The organism is Corynebacterium callunae (assembly GCF_046592015.1).
In the GTDB taxonomy this organism is placed as follows: domain Bacteria; phylum Actinomycetota; class Actinomycetes; order Mycobacteriales; family Mycobacteriaceae; genus Corynebacterium; species Corynebacterium callunae_A.
Genome location: NZ_JAWVOB010000001.1, coordinates 451,838 through 470,612, shown reverse-complemented (window position 1 = coordinate 470,612; position 18,775 = coordinate 451,838). Strand labels below are relative to the sequence as shown.

The window sequence follows — 18,775 nt, the reverse complement described above, 5'->3', positions numbered from 1 at the left end:
TTATGGAATTGTTGAACTTGAATTTAGTCAATGAGTGGCGAAATATGATTTAACCTAGTTCAATGGCTGTATGAGCAATAAACCAGTGGAACCTAATGTGTCCAATTCACAAGACCTTCCCACCGGTTTTGACCCAGCGTATGCGGGTAACGGTGAGTACAACGAGTTTGAAGCTCAAGAAATTTCAACAAACCCAGAAGTGTCTGCAAACACACCAGCCATCCGTGAGGAGATCGACCACTCTGCTGCCAACAAACAGCCAGAAGTGGCTTCAGGTAAGACCGTTGCCGGTGGAACCTGGGTGGCTTTGATCATTGGAGCAATTCTACTCATTGGTCTTTTGATTTTCATTATGCAAAATCAAACCAGCGTTGAGCTTAATCTCTTTACCTGGTCCTTCCAATTCCCAGCCGGAATTGGTTTCCTGCTTGCTGCTGTAACTGGCGCTTTGATCATGGCTTTGGTCGGCGGCGTGCGTATGTTTGAGTACCGTCGTCAGATCAAGAAGCTGCGTAAGGCGCTATAAAACTACGGCGACCCTGCGATCACTAATTAAAAGTGGCGTTGTATTTGTATCTCTATTAGAGATGGACAAGTACAACGCCACTTTTGTGTCTATCACCCGCTGCGGGCTTAACTAGGACAGGTTCCCCGTTGGTGCGGGCGCTGCCCGCGCTACCGGTGCCCGCAGGTGTTTAGGCGGGGTAAGAGCTGCTGACCACGCTCAAAATCAACCAGGTCACCATTGCTGCTGGCAACATGCCATCGAGGCGGTCCATGATTCCACCGTGGCCGGGCAGCAAGTTAGACATATCTTTAATTCCCAGATCGCGCTTAAATTGGGACTCCACGAGGTCACCCAAAGTTGCGCAAACTACCAGGGCAAATCCGAGGATTACGCCCAACCACCAGTGATGTTCAAGCAAAAAATGCACGCAGAGGGCACCTGTTAAAGCGCCAAGGGCCACTGATCCAGCAAAGCCCTCCCAAGATTTTTTGGGGCTTACCAGTGGAGCCATGGGATGGGAACCGAAAAATACTCCGGCGGCATAACCTCCAACGTCTGAACCCACTACGCACAGCATGAAGGTCATGATGAAGAAAATTCCCGGTACAGAGTTATTTTCCATCAAGGACAGCATGGCTGCGAAGCTACCGAAGAGCGGAATCCACGTGAGCACAAAGATACCAACGGAGGTGTCTCGCAAATAGTTGCGGGCCTCTTTATCTGCACCGTTGTAGAAGATTCTGAAATACATCAGCACCAATACTGTCGCCACATAAGATGCCAGGATACCGACCGTGCCCAAAGGCCACGAGGCCCACACAATGGCTTGGCCACCTAGCAGCATGATGAGCATTGGGAGGTGGTAGCCACTTTCCTTAAGCCGGCTACCTACTTCCCAGGTTCCCGCTGCGACGGCACCGGCGACTACGATGTACCAACCCCAGGGGCTGAGGATGATGCCTAGGAGAACCAAAATGGCCAAACCTACTCCGACGCCAACGGCGGCTTTTAGATTCCTGCCCGCGTTATTTTTCGGTTTGGGCATCCGCATGGACCGGTGATGTTGCTCCGGTTCGCTCATGGGCTCTCCTTGATGTTGGGGTAAATCTCACTCTGATGGTGCCAGCTTTTAGGTTCTTATGCTGAGCAACCACCGCAAACAGAAGAAAGCGTCGTCTCTCCGCCAGCTCGACGATGAAACGACGTTTTCATTTTCAAACTAATGTCCGTCTTTAGACGTCCATCAATTCCTTTTCCTTCTTGGCAACTACTTCATCGATCTGCTCAACATAGCGAGCGGTGACCTTGTCTAGTTCTTTTTCAGCTGCCTGGACTTCATCCTCACCAGAGTCGCCATCCTTTTGCAGCTTCTTCAGCTGATCCATGCCCTTGCGGCGGACGTTACGGACAGCAATCTTTCCGTCTTCGCCCTTAGCCTTAGCCATCTTGACCATTTCCTTACGACGCTCTTCGGTGAGCTGTGGAATGGTTACACGCAGGACCTGACCATCGTTGGTGGGGTTAACACCAAGGTCAGAGTTGCGGATTGCATTTTCAATAACCTGCATAGAGGACATCTCATAAGGCTTGATGAGCAGCATACGTGGCTCTGGAACTGAGATGCTGGACATCTGTGTAATTGGGGTGAGAGTGCCGTAGTATTCAGCCATCACGCCATTAAACATGGATGGGTTTGCGCGACCGGTACGAATGGTGGTGAGGTCTTCGCGGGTGTGCTCAACAGTAGAGGTCATTCGCTCTTCTGCTTCAAAAAGAATCTCATCAATCATAATTTTTCTCCTGTGCTCTCGCAGCTTGGGACTTCCTGCGGAAGCCTAAAGTTAATAATTAATCTATCAGGACTCGACAAGAGTACCGATACGTTCGCCATTAACTGCGCGGGCAATGTTGCCCTCGGTGAGCAAGTTGAAGACGAGGATTGGCATCTTGTTGTCCATGCACAGACTAAATGCAGTTGCGTCTGCTACCTTGAGGCCCTTTTCGATTACTTCCTTTGGAGTGATCTCGGTAAAGAGCTCTGCGTCTGGGTTGGTGCGAGGATCATCGCTATAAACTCCGTCCACGGCCTTAGCCATCAACAGCACATCGCAGCCGATCTCAAGGGCACGCTGAGCAGCGGTGGTATCGGTGGAGAAATATGGCATACCCATACCTGCACCGAAAATGACAACGCGGCCCTTTTCCAGGTGACGCTCTGCACGCAGTGGCAAATATGGCTCAGCGACCTGCGCCATATTGATTGCGGTCTGCACGCGACATTCAACACCGTGCTGTCCCAGGAAGTCCTGAAGGGCCAGGCAGTTCATGACGGTTCCGAGCATTCCCATGTAGTCAGAGCGGGCGCGATCCATGCCGCGCTGCTGTAGTTCAGCACCGCGGAAGAAGTTGCCGCCACCAATGACGACTGCGATTTCTGCACCGCCCTTAGCAACTTCGGCAATTTGCTTTGCGACGTTGTCTACAACGTCAGGATCAATTCCGACTTTTCCACCACCAAACATTTCACCTCCGAGCTTCAACATCACTCGTTTAAAGCCGGTACGGGGTTGTTCACTCGAGGTGGTCACCGTGGTGTTCTCCTTCGGTAGGGGTATTAGCAGCCGCTCAAATCGGCAGGAGGTGCTCCCCATTTTCCTAAAACACAGAAAAATTTTCGGGGCGTCCCTATTCCTGGGTTCCGATCTTACATCGACCTGTTAGATAGCTGCGACAAGACTTGGCTAATCGCTGATTTTATTGAATTTTCCAAAAGTCACACCGAGCAATAGAGCCGGGAACTCTGGACAAAACTAACCCCACGCATCTAAGGAAAATTGATACGTGGGGAAAATGATGTTCACTCCGGCGTTGATAACTATCAACGCCAAAATTGGAGGCATATCGTTGAGGAATATGAGTTCCTCAAAGGCTTAACTTAAGCCTGGCCAACCTCAAAGCGGGCGAAGGAGGTAATGGTAACGCCAGCCTCGTCCAGAAGAGCCTTAACGGTCTTCTTGTTGTCAGCGACGGAAGCCTGCTCGAGCAGAACGTTTTCCTTGTAGAAGCCGTTCAAACGACCCTCAACGATCTTTGGAATAGCCTGCTCTGGCTTTCCTTCTTCGCGGGTGATCTGCTCTGCGATGGAGCGTTCCTTCTCAACAACCTCAGCAGGAACATCTTCGCGGGTGAGGTAAGCAGCCTTCAGTGCAGCAACCTGCATTGCAGCCTGACGTGCAGCAGCCTCAGCAGCTTCACCTTCGCCGGTGAAAGCAACCAAAACGCCAACTGCTGGTGGCAGGTCAGCGGAACGCTGGTGTAGGTAAACAGCGGTCTGCTCGCCCTCGAGGGTTACTGCGCGACGAAGCTCAAGCTTCTCACCGATCTTTGCGGAGAATTCCTGCAAAGCCTGGTCTGCGGTCTGGCCGTCGAGGTCAACAGCTGCCAGCTCTTCCTGAGAGTTAGCCTTAGCTGCAGCAGCAGCGTCAGCAACCTTGGCAGCGAATTCCTTGAATTCTGCGTTCTTAGCAACGAAGTCGGTCTCGGAGTTAACCTCGATCATGGTGTTGCCGGAAACTGCAATAAGACCCTCGGTAGCGTTGCGCTCAGCGCGCTTTCCGACGTCCTTTGCACCCTTGATGCGCAGGATCTCAACAGCCTTGTCGAAGTCGCCAGCGGACTCCTCAAGTGCCTTCTTGCAGTCAAGCATGCCGGAACCAGTGAGTTCGCGGAGCTTCTTAACATCCGCAGCGGTGTAGTTCGCCATTAGGGGGCGATCCTCCTTATTTATGGATAATTAATGCTTTACAAGCCTAGGTTAGGGCACAACTGCCCTACCCGCCCGTCTATATGCAGATCGTACATGCAAATTCGTGTTGACGTGGCAGGGTGGCTGCTCAAAAAGCCCCCACAGCGTGAAATTTTATAGTTAAAGTTCCATCGTCGTGGGGGCTTGGTGGTCAGCAAAACTGTAGCAATTTACTGCAGCTTATTCAGCTGCGGTCTCCTGCTCAGCCTCTGCCTCAGCAGCAGATGCTTCTTCAGTCTTAGCCTCGCCTGCAGCTTCCTTAGCAGCTGCTAGCTGACGCTCTTCGCGAGCCTTCTTGCCCTCTTCCACAGCGGTGGAGATGACGCGGGAAAGCAGAGCGGTGGAGCGGATTGCGTCGTCGTTACCAGGAACTGGGAAATCAACGACATCTGGGTCACAGTTGGTGTCCAGAATTGCAACAACAGGGATGTTGAGCTTGTGAGCTTCAGCAACCGCGATGTGCTCCTTGTTGGTGTCAATGATCCACAGTGCGGAAGGCACGCGGGTCATTTCAGCGATACCGCCGAGGACGCGCTCAAGCTTGATGCGCTCACGGGTAAGCATGAGGATTTCGCGCTTGGTGCGACCCTCGTAGCCGTTCTCAGCCTCGTCCATCGCCTGAAGTTCCTTCATGCGGTTCAGACGCTTGGAAACGGTCTGGAAGTTGGTGAGCATACCGCCGAGCCAACGGTGGTTAACATAAGGCATGCCAACGCGGTCAGCTTCAACCTGTACAGCTTCCTGAGCCTGCTTCTTGGTACCAACGAAGAGGACAGTTCCGCCGTGAGCGACGGTCTCCTTGACGAACTCAAAAGCCTGGTCAATGAAGGTCAGGGTCTGCTGCAGGTCAATGATGTAGATGCCATTGCGCTCGGTGAAGATGAAGCGGCGCATTTTTGGGTTCCAACGGCGGGTCTGGTGGCCAAAGTGCACACCAGCGTCGAGAAGCTCTCGCATGGTTACAACTGCCATGGTAAGCCCCTTTCATAAGTCTAAGGGTTTCGGTTTTGGAAATTTGTACAGGTTTTTATCCTGCACCCTAGCGATGGTTTCCCAGTTCAACACCCTAAAATTCAGTGAATTTTCGGGACCTAGTTGTTCCAGAGTTGTAGAAGTTTAAAGTTCTGCAACGCCATCGCGCGTAGTCAATGGTTTATTTGCTTCTTTACAGAGGAAGATTCAATTAAGACACACTGCTAGAGACAGTTTACATACTTTGAGCTGCCAGCCAAAACTTTAGCCACCCAAGTGTGGATAACTTTGGGTTTTGTCAAGCACTTCTTTCACTTTCGCCCCATTTTCCACAGATCGAAGTTCATTCACTTGGCCTTTAACTCGACGCCAGCGACACTAGGTGCGTGAATCCACTGTTTCGCATTCTTCTAGTTTTCAGCCTTTTGACACTGTGGCAATTGCCACCTGCCACATCCGCAGTGCCCACAACAACCTCGGCCCCCTTTTTAACTACCTCAGCCACCACAACGTCACAGTACGTCAGCCCTACTACGGGCGAGGCGCGAGCTAGTGGGGTTCTGCTCAGCTTTGATAAACCAGCCCAAAACTGGCTTCCCGGGCACCGTGGTGTGGATCTAGATTTAGCCATTGGTGATCCTGTACTGGCAGCAGGTGCTGGAGTTATTGCATTTAGTGGTGTCGTGTTTGGTACGCCCACAATTTCCATCGATCACCCCGACGGGATTCGAACCACGTACCAGCCGGTTCATTCCCATGTCACGGTGGGCCAAACGGTATCAAGGGGAGAGATTATTGGTACCCTCGGTCACCCCACCACTGCATATCCAGGCCTGCAATGGGGTGCAAAAGTGGGAGAGGATTACCTCAACCCTATTTCCCTATTACCTAAGCCAACAATCAGAATCAAGCCATTAACCTAGATTATGCGCGCGGATGTGCGTTATTGAAAGCCTCAAGCAAGCGTTTATTGCTTACGTGGGTATAGATCTGGGTGGTTTGCATAGAAGAATGCCCCAGCATTTCCTGGACTTGCCTTAGATCTGCTCCCCCATCTAAAAGGTGAGTGGCTGCAGTGTGCCTTAAAGAGTGCGGGGAAAGATGTTCAGTTCCGGTAATCTGGCCAGCCTTATCAACAATGCGTCGCACCTGGCGGGCATTTATTCGCTGCCCCCTACTACCAACAAACATCGCTGTGGGGTCCTTGGCCATTTCCGCACGCGCCTCCAACCATCGCTGGAGCGCATTCAATGCTGCGGCACCAAAAGGAATAACTCTCTCTTTATTTCCTTTACCGAGGACGCGCACCATCTGTCGGCTTTGATCCACATCTTTAATGTCAAGGCCACATAGCTCAGCCACCCGCATACCGGTGGCATAGAGCAATTCCAAGATTGCACTATCTCGCAGATATTCGGTCTCATTGGCAGAACCGGCATTTTCCACAAATCGGCCAGCCTGCTCCTCCCCCATTACCTTGGGCAAGTCGCGCGATGCCTTGGGCGAGACTAATCGTGCCGCCTCATCAGCTGCAAGATGACCATTCTTCACAGCCCATTTTGAAAAAGCTTTAACGGCTGCTGTTCGACGCGCCAAGGTGGCACGTGATTTGCCGTCGGTGACGGCTTCACCGAGCCATTCCCGCAGTCGAGACAATTTAAAATTGTCGAGGCTGCCGATGAACTCAGCCACTAGATAAAGGTCCGAGCGGTAGCCACGCACCGTTGCCGGCGATCGACCAACCACCAAATCCAAATGCTCACAAAAATCGTCAATAATCATGTGAAGCTGCACAAGCTCTTTTGACTCAGCCCCAGCAGCCTTAAACATAGTAGAAGGTGACGCCTCCCGCCCGGAACGCGTCACCTTCTTTTCTGACTCACCCATAGTGCTTACCCTAGTACCTAAGCTCCCCCCGGGTGGGAGAACCTAAACGCACATTATCCAAGGAACCAGCCCGAACCTTGAAAAACTCTACTTAGGCTTGCCTCACCTACACTAGCGAGTGCCGAAAGGCTGCGCAACCCTTTTTAAGATTTTTATTCCAAACAATTTCATCACTTGACCTCGCCTTAGCCACACTATTTATTTAGCTCTGATTGTTTTATTCGCTTCCACAACAACCCATCTCGCATAATTAGTCCTCGGTTTTGCAGCTCAACTAGCAAATGAATAACTAAAGCAAGCGGTAGGCCGGAGTCAGTTGCCACATCCCCAGCCTCCCTGCCATGAGTGTTGAGGGCATCATAAACGCGCAATTCATTACGGGTCAGCCCTTGAATTGGGCTAGCGGAAAAATTGAGCTCATATTGCTCAATAACGTCAAGCGCTCCGATAGCACCCAGGAGGGAGCGTACATCGTCACCGCTTGTCACCATTTGGGCACTGCCATTTTTGATCCTTTCGTGACAGCCTAAAGAGCCCGCAGTTGTCACCGGACCTGGCACCGCCATCGCAATTCTGCCCAAACCGGCACACCAACTTAAGGTATTTAATGCTCCCGAGCGCCACGCTGCTTCAGTAACCACTGTGCCTTGTGAAAGTGCCGCCACCAGCCGATTCCGGGTAAGAAAACGGTGTCGCTGCGGTGGAGTCCCCGGGGGATATTCACTCACCAGCGCCCCTGCTCCGGAAGACACAATGCGTTCAAAAAGTTCTTTATTGTGTGCGGGATAGGAACGATCCAGTCCACACGCTGCCACCGCGATAGTTGAACCACCAGCTCTAAGCGCTTGAGTATGGGCAACAGTATCTACGCCCAAAGCTCCGCCGGAAATAATCGTCCACTGATGAGCCGCAAGATTTTGGGTGAATTGCTCAGTCACCTCAGTGCCATAATGGCTAATTGCGCGGGTTCCCACAATGGTCACTGACTGTGCCGATAAGGCTTTAAGATCCCCACCGCGTACCCAGAGCGCATGAGGTGCAACTGCATCATCTTGATAGGTTCTTACATGGTCGCTCATTCCAGAGGCTGCAAACCCAAAAGCATGCTCAAATTCATCCTTTGGCCAATCCACATCATGCGGGGTAATCAGCCGTCCACCCAAGCGGTGAATAATCTCAAGATCCTTGTGCGCAGTATCCCAGGTATACCGCGAGTCTGTTTCATGCAGGAGTTCAGTGCCAATCCACGCTTCCCGGCCTTTAATTCCGGCCGCAATCTTTTCTGCTTCATGTCCCTGTTTAATAAGGGTCCCTAGGTGTGCATTTGGCCCTTCCACCACTAGCGAAAGATATGCCCAGGCAAGCTGATTCTTACCCATTAGGCGGCCCTTTCAATCATGGTGCGTCCCCGTAACTCCATCGCCTGAGCCACATGATCAAGATTTGGGCGATCAGTTCCCGCCAAATCGCTCAAGGTCCAGCTCACTTTTAAGGCGCGGTCTACACCACGTTGAGAAATACTGCCCTGGGCCAGGTACACGCCCAAAAATGCCATCGCATCTTCGGTGGCTGGGAACTCCCGCCGTAATTGGTGCGGATCAATATGGGCATTAACCCGCGCACTTAACCCGGCGCGCTCCCACCGAGCAGCAGCTCGCTCACGCGCCAAAGCCACTCTTTCAGCAATGGGAGCAGAGGCTTCAGTATCTGCGCTGTGCAATACCGATCCTTGAGAATGTGTCCTTACCTGAATATCTATGCGGTCGCGCAAAGGACCGGAAAGATTATTAAGATAAGTGGCCCTTGCGGCACCGGAGCACACGCACTTTTGAGGTTGTTCTGCTCCGCAGCGGCACGGATTCGATGCCAGGATCAATTGAAACTTAGCGGGGAATTCAATTTGCTGTTTTGCCCTGATCAAACGGACTGTTCCACATTCCAAAGGGGTCCTTAAAGTATCGAGGGTCGCTGCTGGAATTTCGCTTGCTTCATCGAGAAATAGTACCCCATGGTGTGCCAAACTCACCGCGCCCGGCAGTGGATTTCCGGCACCTCCGCCTAAGAGAGCAGCTTTGCTCAAGCTATGATGCGGGGCGACAAAAGGTGCTCTGAGCACGGGCCCACTAAAAGTGCGCCCCACCACTGAGTGCACTGCAGTTGCTTCAATTTGCTGAGTTTTGCTCAAAGGTGGCAAAAGTCCTGGCAGGCGCTGAGCAATCATTGATTTGCCAGATCCGGGAGGCCCCAACATCAGCATATGGTGCCCACCAGCAGCTGCTACTTCGGCAGCAAAACGTGCCTGGGGTTGTCCCACCACATCGCGCATATCAGGTTGTTTTTCAGGTTGCGCAGGCGGATAGAAACCAACCTCGGATAGTTCGGCTTCCCCATAGAGCCACGCCTGGACCTCATAAATATTTGATGCCACCAAAACCTGTGGGCTATCAACAAGGCCTGCTTCCAGGGCATTAGCTGCCGGGATAATTACGGTGGAGATTCCCTCGCGCCGGGCTGCTAAAAGTGCAGGTAGCACTCCGGTAATAGGAATGAGTGAACCATCGAGTGCTACCTCACCTAAAAACATGCATTCTTCGGCGCGGTGCCGCACCCCTGCATCTTTGCTTTGGGAAGCTAGGACACATATGGTCATCGCTAGATCAAAGTGGGAGCCGTGTTTTCTGAGGGATGCGGGTGAAAGGTTGATGATTACCTTGGTTTTGGGCCATTGCAGTCCACTATTTTGTACGGCTGTTTTAATGCGGTCGCGGGATTCAGAGATCGCAGCGTCGGCAAGCCCCACAATGTAGGTGCCCGGTAACCCGGGCCCGATATTGGCCTCAACGCGCACAATGGTGGCGTTGACGCCAGTTTGGGCGGTGGTAAGTGTTCTAGCGAGCGCCATGGTCAACCCCCTCATAGGACTCGATCTCGCACTCGCCCGTAAAAGGATCTACCTGGATAACAAGGACATCAAAGCGGATTGAAACATAGGGTTTGTCACGCAACCAATTAACCGCTGCCCTTTTAATGCGCAGCATTTTATTGCGGCCTACTGCCTCGGCACCACCAAAAGCCGCACCCCGGCGCGTTTTTACCTCAAAAAAACTATTTCTCCATTGGGTTCTTGGACAATAATGTCTATTTCTCCGTTGAGATAGCGCACATTTCTATCTAGGATCACCCCGCCCCTGGAGGTATAAAAGTTGGCGCCTACTTTTTCCCCAAAGCCCCCGAGTTGTTGTTGCGGTGTTGTCATTATTAGTCCCCCGATTCACGATTTATCTGCTGTGATTCAGATTCAACCGCCAGGGTTAAGCATCCGGCAAGGACACAACAAAAGCCCCTGTGCATAACTGGGAAAACTAGATAAAAACGAGCTAGTTATCCACAGCTAGCTGCACTGGGGCTTGACAAAAACCGAGGAATATTATTCCGGCATCAAAATTTCTGGCTTGTCCAATTCCTCAATGTTGACATCCTTGTAGGTGATTACGCGGACATAACGCACAAAGCGTGCAGAGCGGTACATATCCCATACCCAAGCATCTGACATGCGCACTTCGTAGTAGACATCATTGCCACTGTTGTGGGGAATGAGCTGAACGGCATTGGCCAGGTAAAAACGACGTTCTGTCTCTACAACATAGGAAAACTGGCTCACTACGTCGCGATATTCGCGGTATAGCGATAGCTCGACTTCTGCCTCATAATTGTCGAGTTCTTCAGCGCTCATGCTTCACCTTCCGTCGTTTTACTTTTAGCACTTCGTAGCCACTGCTTATGTGCTGCAGCCACATTTGCATAACTATATCTATGCTCGGGGCTTCCGCCGTGCTGGCGCACCGCATCCATATGAATTTTAGTGCTATAACCTTTATGAATTTCCAAGCCATAATGCGGATACTCGGCAGCCATCTGCATCATGAGGTCATCGCGGGTTTGTTTGGCCAGCACACTCGCTGCTGCAATACAGCGCGCGCTGGCGTCTCCTCCGATTATCGGCAGGTGAGGCATAGAAAACCCCGGGACTTTCATGGCATCAGTGAGCACATATCCGGGGCGCAGGGAAAGCTCAGCAACGGCTCGCCTCATGCCTGAGATATTGGCATGTTGGATGCCAAAACGATCAATATCCGTCGCGGAAATTAGCACAACAGACCAGGCCAAAGCATATTTCTTAATAAGTGGCATGAGGCGCTCACGGGTGGCAGCGCTTAACTTCTTGGAGTCAGTTAGCTGCGCTAATTCCGGAATCGGGCGTTCCGGCAGAATGCAGGCTGCAATAGAAATCGGACCGCAGCAGGCACCGCGACCTGCCTCATCCACTCCGGCAACGGGCCCTAGCCCGTTGCGCGACAAGGTGACCTCAAAGGTCCGCAGCTGCTTTAAGCGCCGCATAACGTCGAGGCGTCGAGAAGCATCTTTTTAGCCTTGAATGTCATAATCCTGGACGCCACCGATGCGGCTAAATGGCAGCACAATGGCCTGAACCTTGCCCTTGATATTTTCTTCAGGAATGGTGCCCTGGTACTGATCGCCCAGGTGGTAGCGCGAATCCATGGAGTTGGTACGGTTATCGCCCATCATGAAGTAATTGCCCTCAGGCACGGTGATGGGTCCAAAATACATGCCACCACACTCGGCGGAACCAGAAGTCTCATCAATTGGGTACTGGGCTGGCTGCAAGGTGTAGCTATCATCAACTTCCTTGCCATCAACCATGATTCCGGGATCACCCTCCTGGCAGGAAACGGTCTGGCCACCTTCAGCAATAATGCGCTTGACCAGGTCGTTTTCATCTGGAGCCACCAGCCCAACATAGGAACCTAGGTTCTGTAGACCGCGGAGGACGGAATTTTCCGAGCGCTGGGTGGTAAAACCAACATTCCAGGAATCAGTGCCCTTAAAAACCACGACGTCGCCGGGCTCAGGATCGCTGAAATAGTAGCTCACCTTTTCCACCAAAATACGGTCACCGGTGCAGCCTTCACAGCCGTGCAAGGTGGGTTCCATGGAACCACTGGGAATCATGTACATACGTCCCACAAAGGTCTGAAGTACAAAAATCAAGGCTAGAGTCAGGACTATGACGACTGGAATTTCCACGTACCAGGGAGTTGGCGTGGATTCCTTTTTGGATTTTCCAGCTCTCTTTCCACCACTCGCACCTGCGCCCGAGGCAGATTGGGTGGGGTCTTCAGCATTTGATGCACTAGAAAAATCGCTCACGAGGATTCACTCTAGCAGCACCATTCACCTCAGAGTTGGCAGATTATGCAGCAGCGCGTCAAAAAGCGCGGCATCATATCGGCGTTGCCGAGGCTCCACCGCATCAATGTCCACGTCCCATCCCACTACACTGCCAGGGTCTGCCTCCTCCAATGCCTGATACCACTCCCTGAGTGGTTCCCTGAGCTGCACCTGGAGCTCAAAATCCGCGCGTACCCGCACGGAGTCTAAGTTTTTACGTTGGCGGAGCTCATCCTGAGTGGGAAAATTAACGGCGATTGCATCGGCAAAACCAATACGCTTTTCGACGAGTGCCTCACGCACTAGCATGGCCTCAAATTCAAATCTCTCCTTGGGTGCATGCCCACTGCGAGCCAGGGTCCAGGAATAGTGCAGGTGCATGGGGTCAGTGTCACAGATCGCCAGCCCTGACTTATTTTCCAAAAGCCGTGCCGCATTCCATCTGGTGGTGTTGACGTTATTCCAAAAGTGAGCCTGCACCTCAATGGATTTATCGGCAGGCTCACCTCCGGTGGGTTGATACTCTGGCACAATCGTTCTTTCCCACTGTTGGCAAAGCGTTGTTTTTCCGGCTGCGCTTGGCCCCTCAACTGCGATAATCATCAGTTTTTCCTCCATTTCCTGAGTTGGGGTCATTGGGTTCCGGGCTTTTAGCCAGAGTAACTACTCCTTATTCTTGGTGATGGTGTTTTGGCGGTTTTTCCTCGCAAGCTTCTAAAGGAAGCGGAAAGTCGCTGCAATTTCTTCGAGGACTGTGGTCAGCTCATATTCCGTGTGCAATTTGAGCAGCACTACCAAGGTTCCCGTGGCTTCATAGTCTTGAGTGGCTAGCACTGCAACGGTGGTTCCAGCACAGTCATATTGGATGTATTCGCCACGGTAGTAGCCATCATCCCATGGCCCTTGATCCGTTTGGCTGCAACTACCCATGGGATCAAATTGAGCCAGCGCATCTCCAGTACTCAATGATGGATCCGTACCGAGCATCCACACACCCGGGGCGTCAAAGCCACTAAAGAAGGCATTGAGATCAGTTGATATTGCCAAAGAGCTCCAGTCCCGGCCACTATCGTCGCTAAAGCCAGCGCCATCAATTTCAGCCCATTCCACCGGCACGGTTACTGCAATGCTATTGCTATCGTCGGAGACATCTACGGTTTCACCGCTATAACCATCGGCAGCAACTGCTTCCGAACCATCCGTCACGTTTTCTTGAGTTACTTCCAGCTCGCGGCCATTGATTTGACCAGCCATAAGAGAGCCGTCTGAAGGTCGCAGAATTTCCACGTCCATGGTTCCATCACTGCCGTGAGTGTCAAGGACTTGGCAATAACTGGCTAGAGTTCCTTGGTCACCGACGCTAACACCTGCCAGTTTGAGGATAAGATCACCAGGTTTAATACCTGCTTTGTCAGCAGGGCCACCTGCTTCAACCGAGTTCACCCATACGCCAAAGAATTCCGGATCGCCACTATCCCAGGCAGATGCGTTAATACCGATCGAGGAAATCCGCTCACCATTTTTGAGGTCTTCAAAAACCTGCTGGGCGACATCTCGGTGAATGGCGAAGCTATAGTCTAGTGAGTCATCGCCGGCATAGTTCACACCCACCACCTTGGCATCTGAGGTAATTAGTGGACCACCAGAGTTGCCACCACGAATGCGCGCATCATGCTCAATGACCTGATCAAGTGAGGCCCAGAGGGTGTCAAATTCAAAATCCGCTTTGGACACAATGCCGCGCGTGAGAGTGAATTCCTCTGCAGCACCTACTGGATAACCAGCAGAAAAGACATCAAGGCCAGTGGTGATATCACCCTCAAACCAATCAAAATAAGGCAGCTCTTTGGAATTGAGTTGCACCACTGCCAGGTCAAGGCATTCTGAGGCGCCCAAGACTTTGACACTGGCCTTTTCTTTTCCATCTTCACCAAATGTGGCATCGAGACGGCCGGCACCAACCACCACGTGGTTGTTAGTAATGGCAATGCCAGAAGGATCAATGATAAATCCTGAGCCCTGCCAGGCAGATTCTGAAGCGGAGGTTTGGCCAGGCTCAATAAAAGTGCCCTGGCCACTGATACGAATGGTTGCGTCCACAATCGTTTCAAAATCAACGGCGTTTCCGGCGCTAGCATCTCCAACAGCCACGGTGCCGCTGGCAGCATCTGCTGAGCTACCTTCCGTGGAGGTATCTGAGGATGAGGAACATCCCGCCACCAATAGCGTTGTCGCAGAAAGCAGTGCGGCACCGGTTTTTAGGTGCGTTCTTCCATTGCGATTTTTCCTGAATTTTCTTGACATGATGCACTCCCTAACTTCCCTTGAGATGCAGGTCTTAGAAACCTCGCTCAAGAGACTGAGGCGTGGCTATCCATTCACCTGCATCGTTTTTAACCAAATAGGAGTTAGGAATTCTCCGCTTAAAGGAACATTCCAATGCTAATGACTGCTTAAGTTCTAACAAGGTTTAATTGATAATAATTTTACTATGTTTTAATACAAAACAACAGCACAGCACCAGCATTTTCACATCTTTATAAGTAAAATCATTAACAATAATTGACAATTAGTTTTAGGCAAGGCTAACTTTCTAAATATGCAAAAGAACATTAGCCGGCGCGCCTTCCTTGGCGCTATGCTCGGCGCTTCTGCCGTTGTTGTCGCAGCCTGCACCTCTAGCAGCAATAACACCAGCGCAGAAGGCTCTTCCACCACTGCCGGATCCACGGAACCCAGCAGCGCTGATCAAACCCAAAGGGTTGTAGCACTTAACACCGGCCAGCTCGACAACCTGCTCACCCTCGGAATTCTGCCCGTCGGCGTCGCAGCTGCCAAAAACGCAGATCTAATTCCTGAATTCATTCGCAATCGTTTTGGCGCTGATTTTGACCTTGATTCCATCGTTAATTGTGGGCTCCGCGCAGAGCCCGACGTAGAAGTAATTGCCAGCCTCAATCCCACCCTTATCTGTGCTAACTCCCGCACCGATGAGACAATCCTGGAGAAGCTACGAGCAATTGCACCACTAGTTACCGGTGCAGGTGGCGGTGAAAACTGGAAAGAAGACTTCACCACAATCGCTGCTGGTGTTGGCAAAGAAGCAGAAGCAAAAACTCTGCTTGCCGACTATGAGCAAAGGGCAGCCAAAATTGCAGCAGACCAGCCTGCCACCCCTCCCTCTGTTTCTTTTTTGCGCACCAATGATGATGCTGCTTTCCAGATGTACGGCCTTAATTCCATGACTGGAACCGTGGCAGCCGACTGCGGCTATGCCCGCCCTGAGGCTCAGCAATTCACTGATAAAGCCGGCCATGATCTTTCTGCTGAACTACTCGCACAGGCAGATGCCGATTGGATTTTCTACGGCGTCCAAGCTGGCTCCCCGAGCCCGGTAGATACCGCACTGTGGCCTTCATTGCAGGCAGTGCAAGACCAGCGGGCCATTGAAATCAATTTTGATTCCTGGTTTGTCAATGCTTCCCTACTTTCAGCAGAGATCATCATGGATGGCCTACGCTCCACCATCAAGGCATAACCCCAAGCCCCAAAAAGAATATAGGCAAGAAAAAGCCCTTATACTCTCCACAAATGAAGAGCACAAGGGCTTAAACAATTGCTTAGCTAAGCAATTGGGGAAAACGATAGAATTATCGCTTTTCCTTGATGCGAGCAGCCTTACCGCGCAGCTCACGCAGGTAGTACAGCTTAGCGCGACGAACATCGCCACGACGGACGACCTCGATCTTCTCAAGGTTTGGGGAGTGTACTGGGAAAGTACGCTCAACACCGATGCCGAAGGAAACCTTACGAACGGTGAAGGTTTCGCGGACACCGCTGCCCTGGCGACGAATGACAACACCCTTGAAAAGCTGGGTACGGGTGTTTGCACCTTCGATGACCTTGACGTGAACGTCGAGGGTATCGCCGGGGCGGAAAGCAGGAACGTCGTCGCGCAAGTATGCGGAATCGACCTTATCCAAAAGGTTCATGAAAAATCCTTTGACTAGTAGGGAAAGAGGACCCTGGCGGCACTTCCCCTGATGGGGCGCTCGGCCGGTTCATATCCGTTTCAATTGTGCGCCGCTACTACCTGTCCCCCATTGCTGCGGGATATGTAGAGTCAACCTAGGTATTCTTTCACATTTCACCCCCATTAACAAACTCGCCTTTTACCAGCAAAAAGAATCTGTGCGTTGACAAAATTACTTTTTCGCGCTTAACTAGCTGCCAATACCCCACGGGTGCCCAAAGCATTGGGCTGAGATGTGCGCTGTCGCTGCGCCGGACCGTCTGAACCTGTCTGGTTAATGCCAGCGAAGGAAGTGAGGACTTCATAACTGTGTCTATACCTATCTCAAGAACCCCACTTGACCTGCGATGTTATGTGGTCACAGGTGCTGGAACTCCCACAGAAATTGTCCGGGTTGCCCAAGAAGCAGCCGCAGGTGGTGCCGGCGTTGTACAAATCCGCTCCAAGCCGATTAGTGCCCGCGCGCTACTGGAGCTGGGCGAAAAGGTGGCCAGCGCGGTTGCGCTTGCCAATCCACACACTAAGACGCTTATCGACGACCGCCTCGACGTTGCAGCTATCCTCATGCGCCGCGGACTCCCCGTACACGGAGTTCATCTTGGACAAAGCGATATTCCGGTTACTGCTGCCCGTGAGCTTTTGGGCCCGGATGCCATCATCGGTCTGACCACCGGAACCGCAGAGCTGGTTCATGCAGCCAATGCCTACGCGGGAATTATCGATTACATCGGTGCTGGCCCCTTCCGTCCCACGCCCACCAAGGATTCCGGCAGGCCACCTCTAGGGCTCGAAGGCTACCGCGAATTGGTGGAAATTTCGAAGCTTCCCATCGTGGCCATTGGTGATGTCCAACCTGAGGACGTATTTTCCCTGGCACAAACAGGCGTGGCCGGGTGCGCAATGGTACGCGCTTTCATGGAGGCCAAACACCCCCGCGCAGTTTCAGAAAGCGTAAATGCTCAATTTATTGCAGGATCACAAGCATGACTGATCAGGTAATTGTTATTGGCGGCGGAATCATTGGCCTAAGCACCTGCTTTGAACTCCAGGAGGCAGGCTTCCAGGTCACGCTCATTGATCCAGACCCCATTTCTGGAGCCACCCATCATGCTGGCGGAATGTTAGCACCCATGTCAGAGGTGCAATATCAACAATCCGAGCTGTTGACACTCATGAAGGCCTCCGCCCGAATTTATCCTGATCTCATTAAAAGAGTAAGCGCTGCTAGCAAACTTCCCACGGGATATCGCAACAACGGCACCTTATTGATCGGAGCTGATCGCGCCGATGCCTCCCACCTGGGCAATTTGCTGCGATATATGAATTTTGACAATATCGCCGCTGATCCCCTCACCATCCGCGCAGCTCGCGCCCTCGAACCTGCACTTTCACCACGTATTTCCAAAGCGATCAGCATTGAGGGCGATCATCAGCTTGATCCCCGTCTTTTTGCGCGGGCACTGCTTGATGCCGTGCTCAACCGTGGTGCCGAGTTGATTCAAGAGGCGGTGGTTTCAATTGACGGCCACAATCCCTGCCGCACGGTGACTTTGACGTCTGGGGTGAGGGCGGCGTCGAAAAGCACTGTGGTTTTAGCAGCAGGCCTCGGCGCTGCCTCAATTCCGGGGTGGTTTAGTGGCAGCAACCCGCTGCGTTTGCGCCCGGTTTATGGCGATATCCTGCGGGTGCGCGTGCCGGATGCAATGCAACCACTGATTTCGCAGGTGGTGCGCGGTTTTGTGGAGGACCGGCCGGTGTATCTGATCCCGCGTCTTGATGGCACGATCACCATCGGCGCGAGCAGCCGTGAAGATAGTCCGCAGCCGCGGACCGGCGCGATTCATGATCTGCTGCGCGATGCCATTCGGCTGGTTCCGGGCATTGCGGAAACGGAGTTTATTGAGGCTACCTGTGGTGCACGTCCTGGCACCCCGGACGATAAGCCATATCTTGGGCTGGTTGGTTCCAACCTCATTGTGTCCACTGGTTTTTTCCGCCACGGCATTTTATTGGCTGCTCTTGCCGCCCGTGCAACTGTAGATCTAGTACTTGAGCAGACCACTTTCGTAGATATTCAGTCCTGCTATCCCCTTCGACACGCTTTGGAAGATTCGAGGACCTCATGATCCCCCTTACTTTAAATGGCTCCGCCACCGTGGCCACAGCCACAACGGTAGAAGATTTAGTACATGGAGAAGTTGGCACCACCGAGGGTGTGGCCGTGGCAATTAATGCCCGTGTGCTACCACGTTCTCAATGGTCACGAGTCCTTAATGAGGGCGATCAGGTGGATATTCTCAGCGCAGCGCAGGGCGGATAA

20 protein-coding genes, 1 pseudogene and 1 riboswitch are annotated in these 18,775 nt (G+C 52.2%); of the genes and pseudogenes, 6 read left to right on the top strand and 15 right to left on the bottom strand.

Annotation, left to right across the window (positions count from 1 at the left end; genetic code table 11):
• Positions 1-70: 70 nt before the first annotated feature.
• Positions 71-526 (top strand): lipopolysaccharide assembly LapA domain-containing protein, encoded by a 456-nt coding sequence (locus SFC07_RS02175; RefSeq protein ID WP_411206581.1) that lies wholly within the window; start codon positions 71-73, stop codon positions 524-526.
• A 169-nt stretch (positions 527-695) separates the two neighbouring features.
• Here the strand turns inward: SFC07_RS02175 and SFC07_RS02170 are convergent, their stop codons facing one another.
• The 5 genes from SFC07_RS02170 to rpsB all read right to left on the bottom strand — a co-directional run bounded on the left by SFC07_RS02170 (position 696) and on the right by rpsB (position 5,285).
• Positions 696-1,589 (bottom strand): phosphatidate cytidylyltransferase, encoded by an 894-nt coding sequence (locus tag SFC07_RS02170; RefSeq protein WP_411206580.1) that lies wholly within the window; start codon positions 1,587-1,589, stop codon positions 696-698.
• Between the two features lie 151 nt (positions 1,590-1,740).
• Complete coding sequence (frr, locus tag SFC07_RS02165; RefSeq protein ID WP_411206579.1) at positions 1,741-2,298, bottom strand: ribosome recycling factor; 558 nt, start codon at positions 2,296-2,298, stop codon at positions 1,741-1,743.
• A gap of 66 nt (positions 2,299-2,364) precedes the next feature.
• Positions 2,365-3,096, bottom strand: coding sequence for a UMP kinase (gene pyrH, locus SFC07_RS02160; protein WP_015651580.1), 732 nt, complete (start codon positions 3,094-3,096; stop codon positions 2,365-2,367).
• Positions 3,097-3,443: 347 nt separating this feature from the next.
• Entirely contained in the window at positions 3,444-4,271 is an 828-nt protein-coding gene (gene tsf, locus SFC07_RS02155; protein WP_411206578.1) for a translation elongation factor Ts, read from the bottom strand.
• Between the two features lie 222 nt (positions 4,272-4,493).
• Positions 4,494-5,285: a 30S ribosomal protein S2 gene (gene rpsB / locus SFC07_RS02150; RefSeq protein WP_411206577.1), complete on the bottom strand. Its 792-nt coding sequence runs from the start codon at positions 5,283-5,285 to the stop codon at positions 4,494-4,496.
• 440 nt (positions 5,286-5,725) lie between these two features.
• On the opposite strand from rpsB, the gene SFC07_RS02145 reads away from it, so the two are divergent.
• Positions 5,726-6,208: a M23 family metallopeptidase gene (locus tag SFC07_RS02145; RefSeq protein ID WP_411206576.1), complete on the top strand. Its 483-nt coding sequence runs from the start codon at positions 5,726-5,728 to the stop codon at positions 6,206-6,208.
• A gap of 1 nt (position 6,209) precedes the next feature.
• Here the strand turns inward: SFC07_RS02145 and SFC07_RS02140 are convergent, their stop codons facing one another.
• From SFC07_RS02140 to SFC07_RS02100, 9 genes and pseudogenes are all read right to left on the bottom strand, one after another.
• Entirely contained in the window at positions 6,210-7,172 is a 963-nt protein-coding gene (locus SFC07_RS02140) for a tyrosine recombinase XerC (RefSeq protein WP_411206575.1), read from the bottom strand.
• 194 nt (positions 7,173-7,366) lie between these two features.
• Positions 7,367-8,551, bottom strand: a complete 1,185-nt coding sequence (gene dprA / locus SFC07_RS02135; protein ID WP_411206574.1) for a DNA-processing protein DprA — start codon at positions 8,549-8,551, stop codon at positions 7,367-7,369.
• The gene (locus SFC07_RS02130) at positions 8,551-10,074 is read right to left on the bottom strand and encodes a YifB family Mg chelatase-like AAA ATPase (RefSeq protein ID WP_411206573.1); all 1,524 of its coding nucleotides are present in this window, start codon (positions 10,072-10,074) and stop codon (positions 8,551-8,553) included. Before SFC07_RS02130 ends, dprA begins: the two co-directional genes overlap by 1 nt.
• Positions 10,061-10,428 (bottom strand): annotated as a pseudogene (locus tag SFC07_RS02125) (YraN family protein). Before SFC07_RS02125 ends, SFC07_RS02130 begins: the two are co-directional and overlap by 14 nt.
• Positions 10,429-10,599: 171 nt before the next feature.
• Positions 10,600-10,905, bottom strand: coding sequence for a DUF2469 domain-containing protein (locus SFC07_RS02120; protein ID WP_411206572.1), 306 nt, complete (start codon positions 10,903-10,905; stop codon positions 10,600-10,602).
• Positions 10,902-11,570: a ribonuclease HII gene (locus tag SFC07_RS02115; RefSeq protein WP_411206571.1), complete on the bottom strand. Its 669-nt coding sequence runs from the start codon at positions 11,568-11,570 to the stop codon at positions 10,902-10,904. The genes SFC07_RS02120 and SFC07_RS02115 overlap by 4 nt, the downstream gene beginning before the upstream one ends.
• Positions 11,571-11,597: 27 nt before the next feature.
• Positions 11,598-12,401 carry a signal peptidase I gene (lepB, locus tag SFC07_RS02110; protein WP_411206570.1) on the bottom strand — a complete coding sequence of 268 codons (804 nt, stop codon included), beginning with the start codon at positions 12,399-12,401 and terminating at the stop codon, positions 11,598-11,600.
• A gap of 24 nt (positions 12,402-12,425) precedes the next feature.
• A complete protein-coding gene (locus tag SFC07_RS02105) occupies positions 12,426-13,058 on the bottom strand; it encodes a hypothetical protein (protein WP_411206569.1) in 633 nt (210 codons plus the stop codon).
• Between the two features lie 78 nt (positions 13,059-13,136).
• A complete protein-coding gene (locus SFC07_RS02100) occupies positions 13,137-14,726 on the bottom strand; it encodes a S1C family serine protease (RefSeq protein WP_411206568.1) in 1,590 nt (529 codons plus the stop codon).
• Between the two features lie 295 nt (positions 14,727-15,021).
• Between SFC07_RS02100 and SFC07_RS02095 the strand changes: the two genes are divergently transcribed.
• Entirely contained in the window at positions 15,022-15,960 is a 939-nt protein-coding gene (locus tag SFC07_RS02095; RefSeq protein WP_411206567.1) for an ABC transporter substrate-binding protein, read from the top strand.
• Between the two features lie 112 nt (positions 15,961-16,072).
• On the opposite strand, the gene rplS is transcribed toward SFC07_RS02095, so the two are convergent.
• Entirely contained in the window at positions 16,073-16,414 is a 342-nt protein-coding gene (gene rplS / locus SFC07_RS02090) for a 50S ribosomal protein L19 (RefSeq protein WP_411206566.1), read from the bottom strand.
• A gap of 238 nt (positions 16,415-16,652) precedes the next feature.
• Positions 16,653-16,765, top strand: a riboswitch (TPP riboswitch).
• 5 nt (positions 16,766-16,770) lie between these two features.
• On the opposite strand from rplS, the gene SFC07_RS02085 reads away from it, so the two are divergent.
• Genes SFC07_RS02085 through thiS form a run of 3 tightly spaced genes read left to right on the top strand, consistent with a single transcriptional unit; the run spans position 16,771 to position 18,775 of the window.
• Positions 16,771-17,442, top strand: coding sequence for a thiamine phosphate synthase (locus SFC07_RS02085; RefSeq protein WP_411206758.1), 672 nt, complete (start codon positions 16,771-16,773; stop codon positions 17,440-17,442).
• Positions 17,439-18,581, top strand: a complete 1,143-nt coding sequence (thiO, locus tag SFC07_RS02080; RefSeq protein WP_411206565.1) for a glycine oxidase ThiO — start codon at positions 17,439-17,441, stop codon at positions 18,579-18,581. Before SFC07_RS02085 ends, thiO begins: the two co-directional genes overlap by 4 nt.
• The gene (gene thiS, locus SFC07_RS02075) at positions 18,578-18,775 is read left to right on the top strand and encodes a sulfur carrier protein ThiS (protein ID WP_411206564.1); all 198 of its coding nucleotides are present in this window, start codon (positions 18,578-18,580) and stop codon (positions 18,773-18,775) included. The genes thiO and thiS overlap by 4 nt, the downstream gene beginning before the upstream one ends.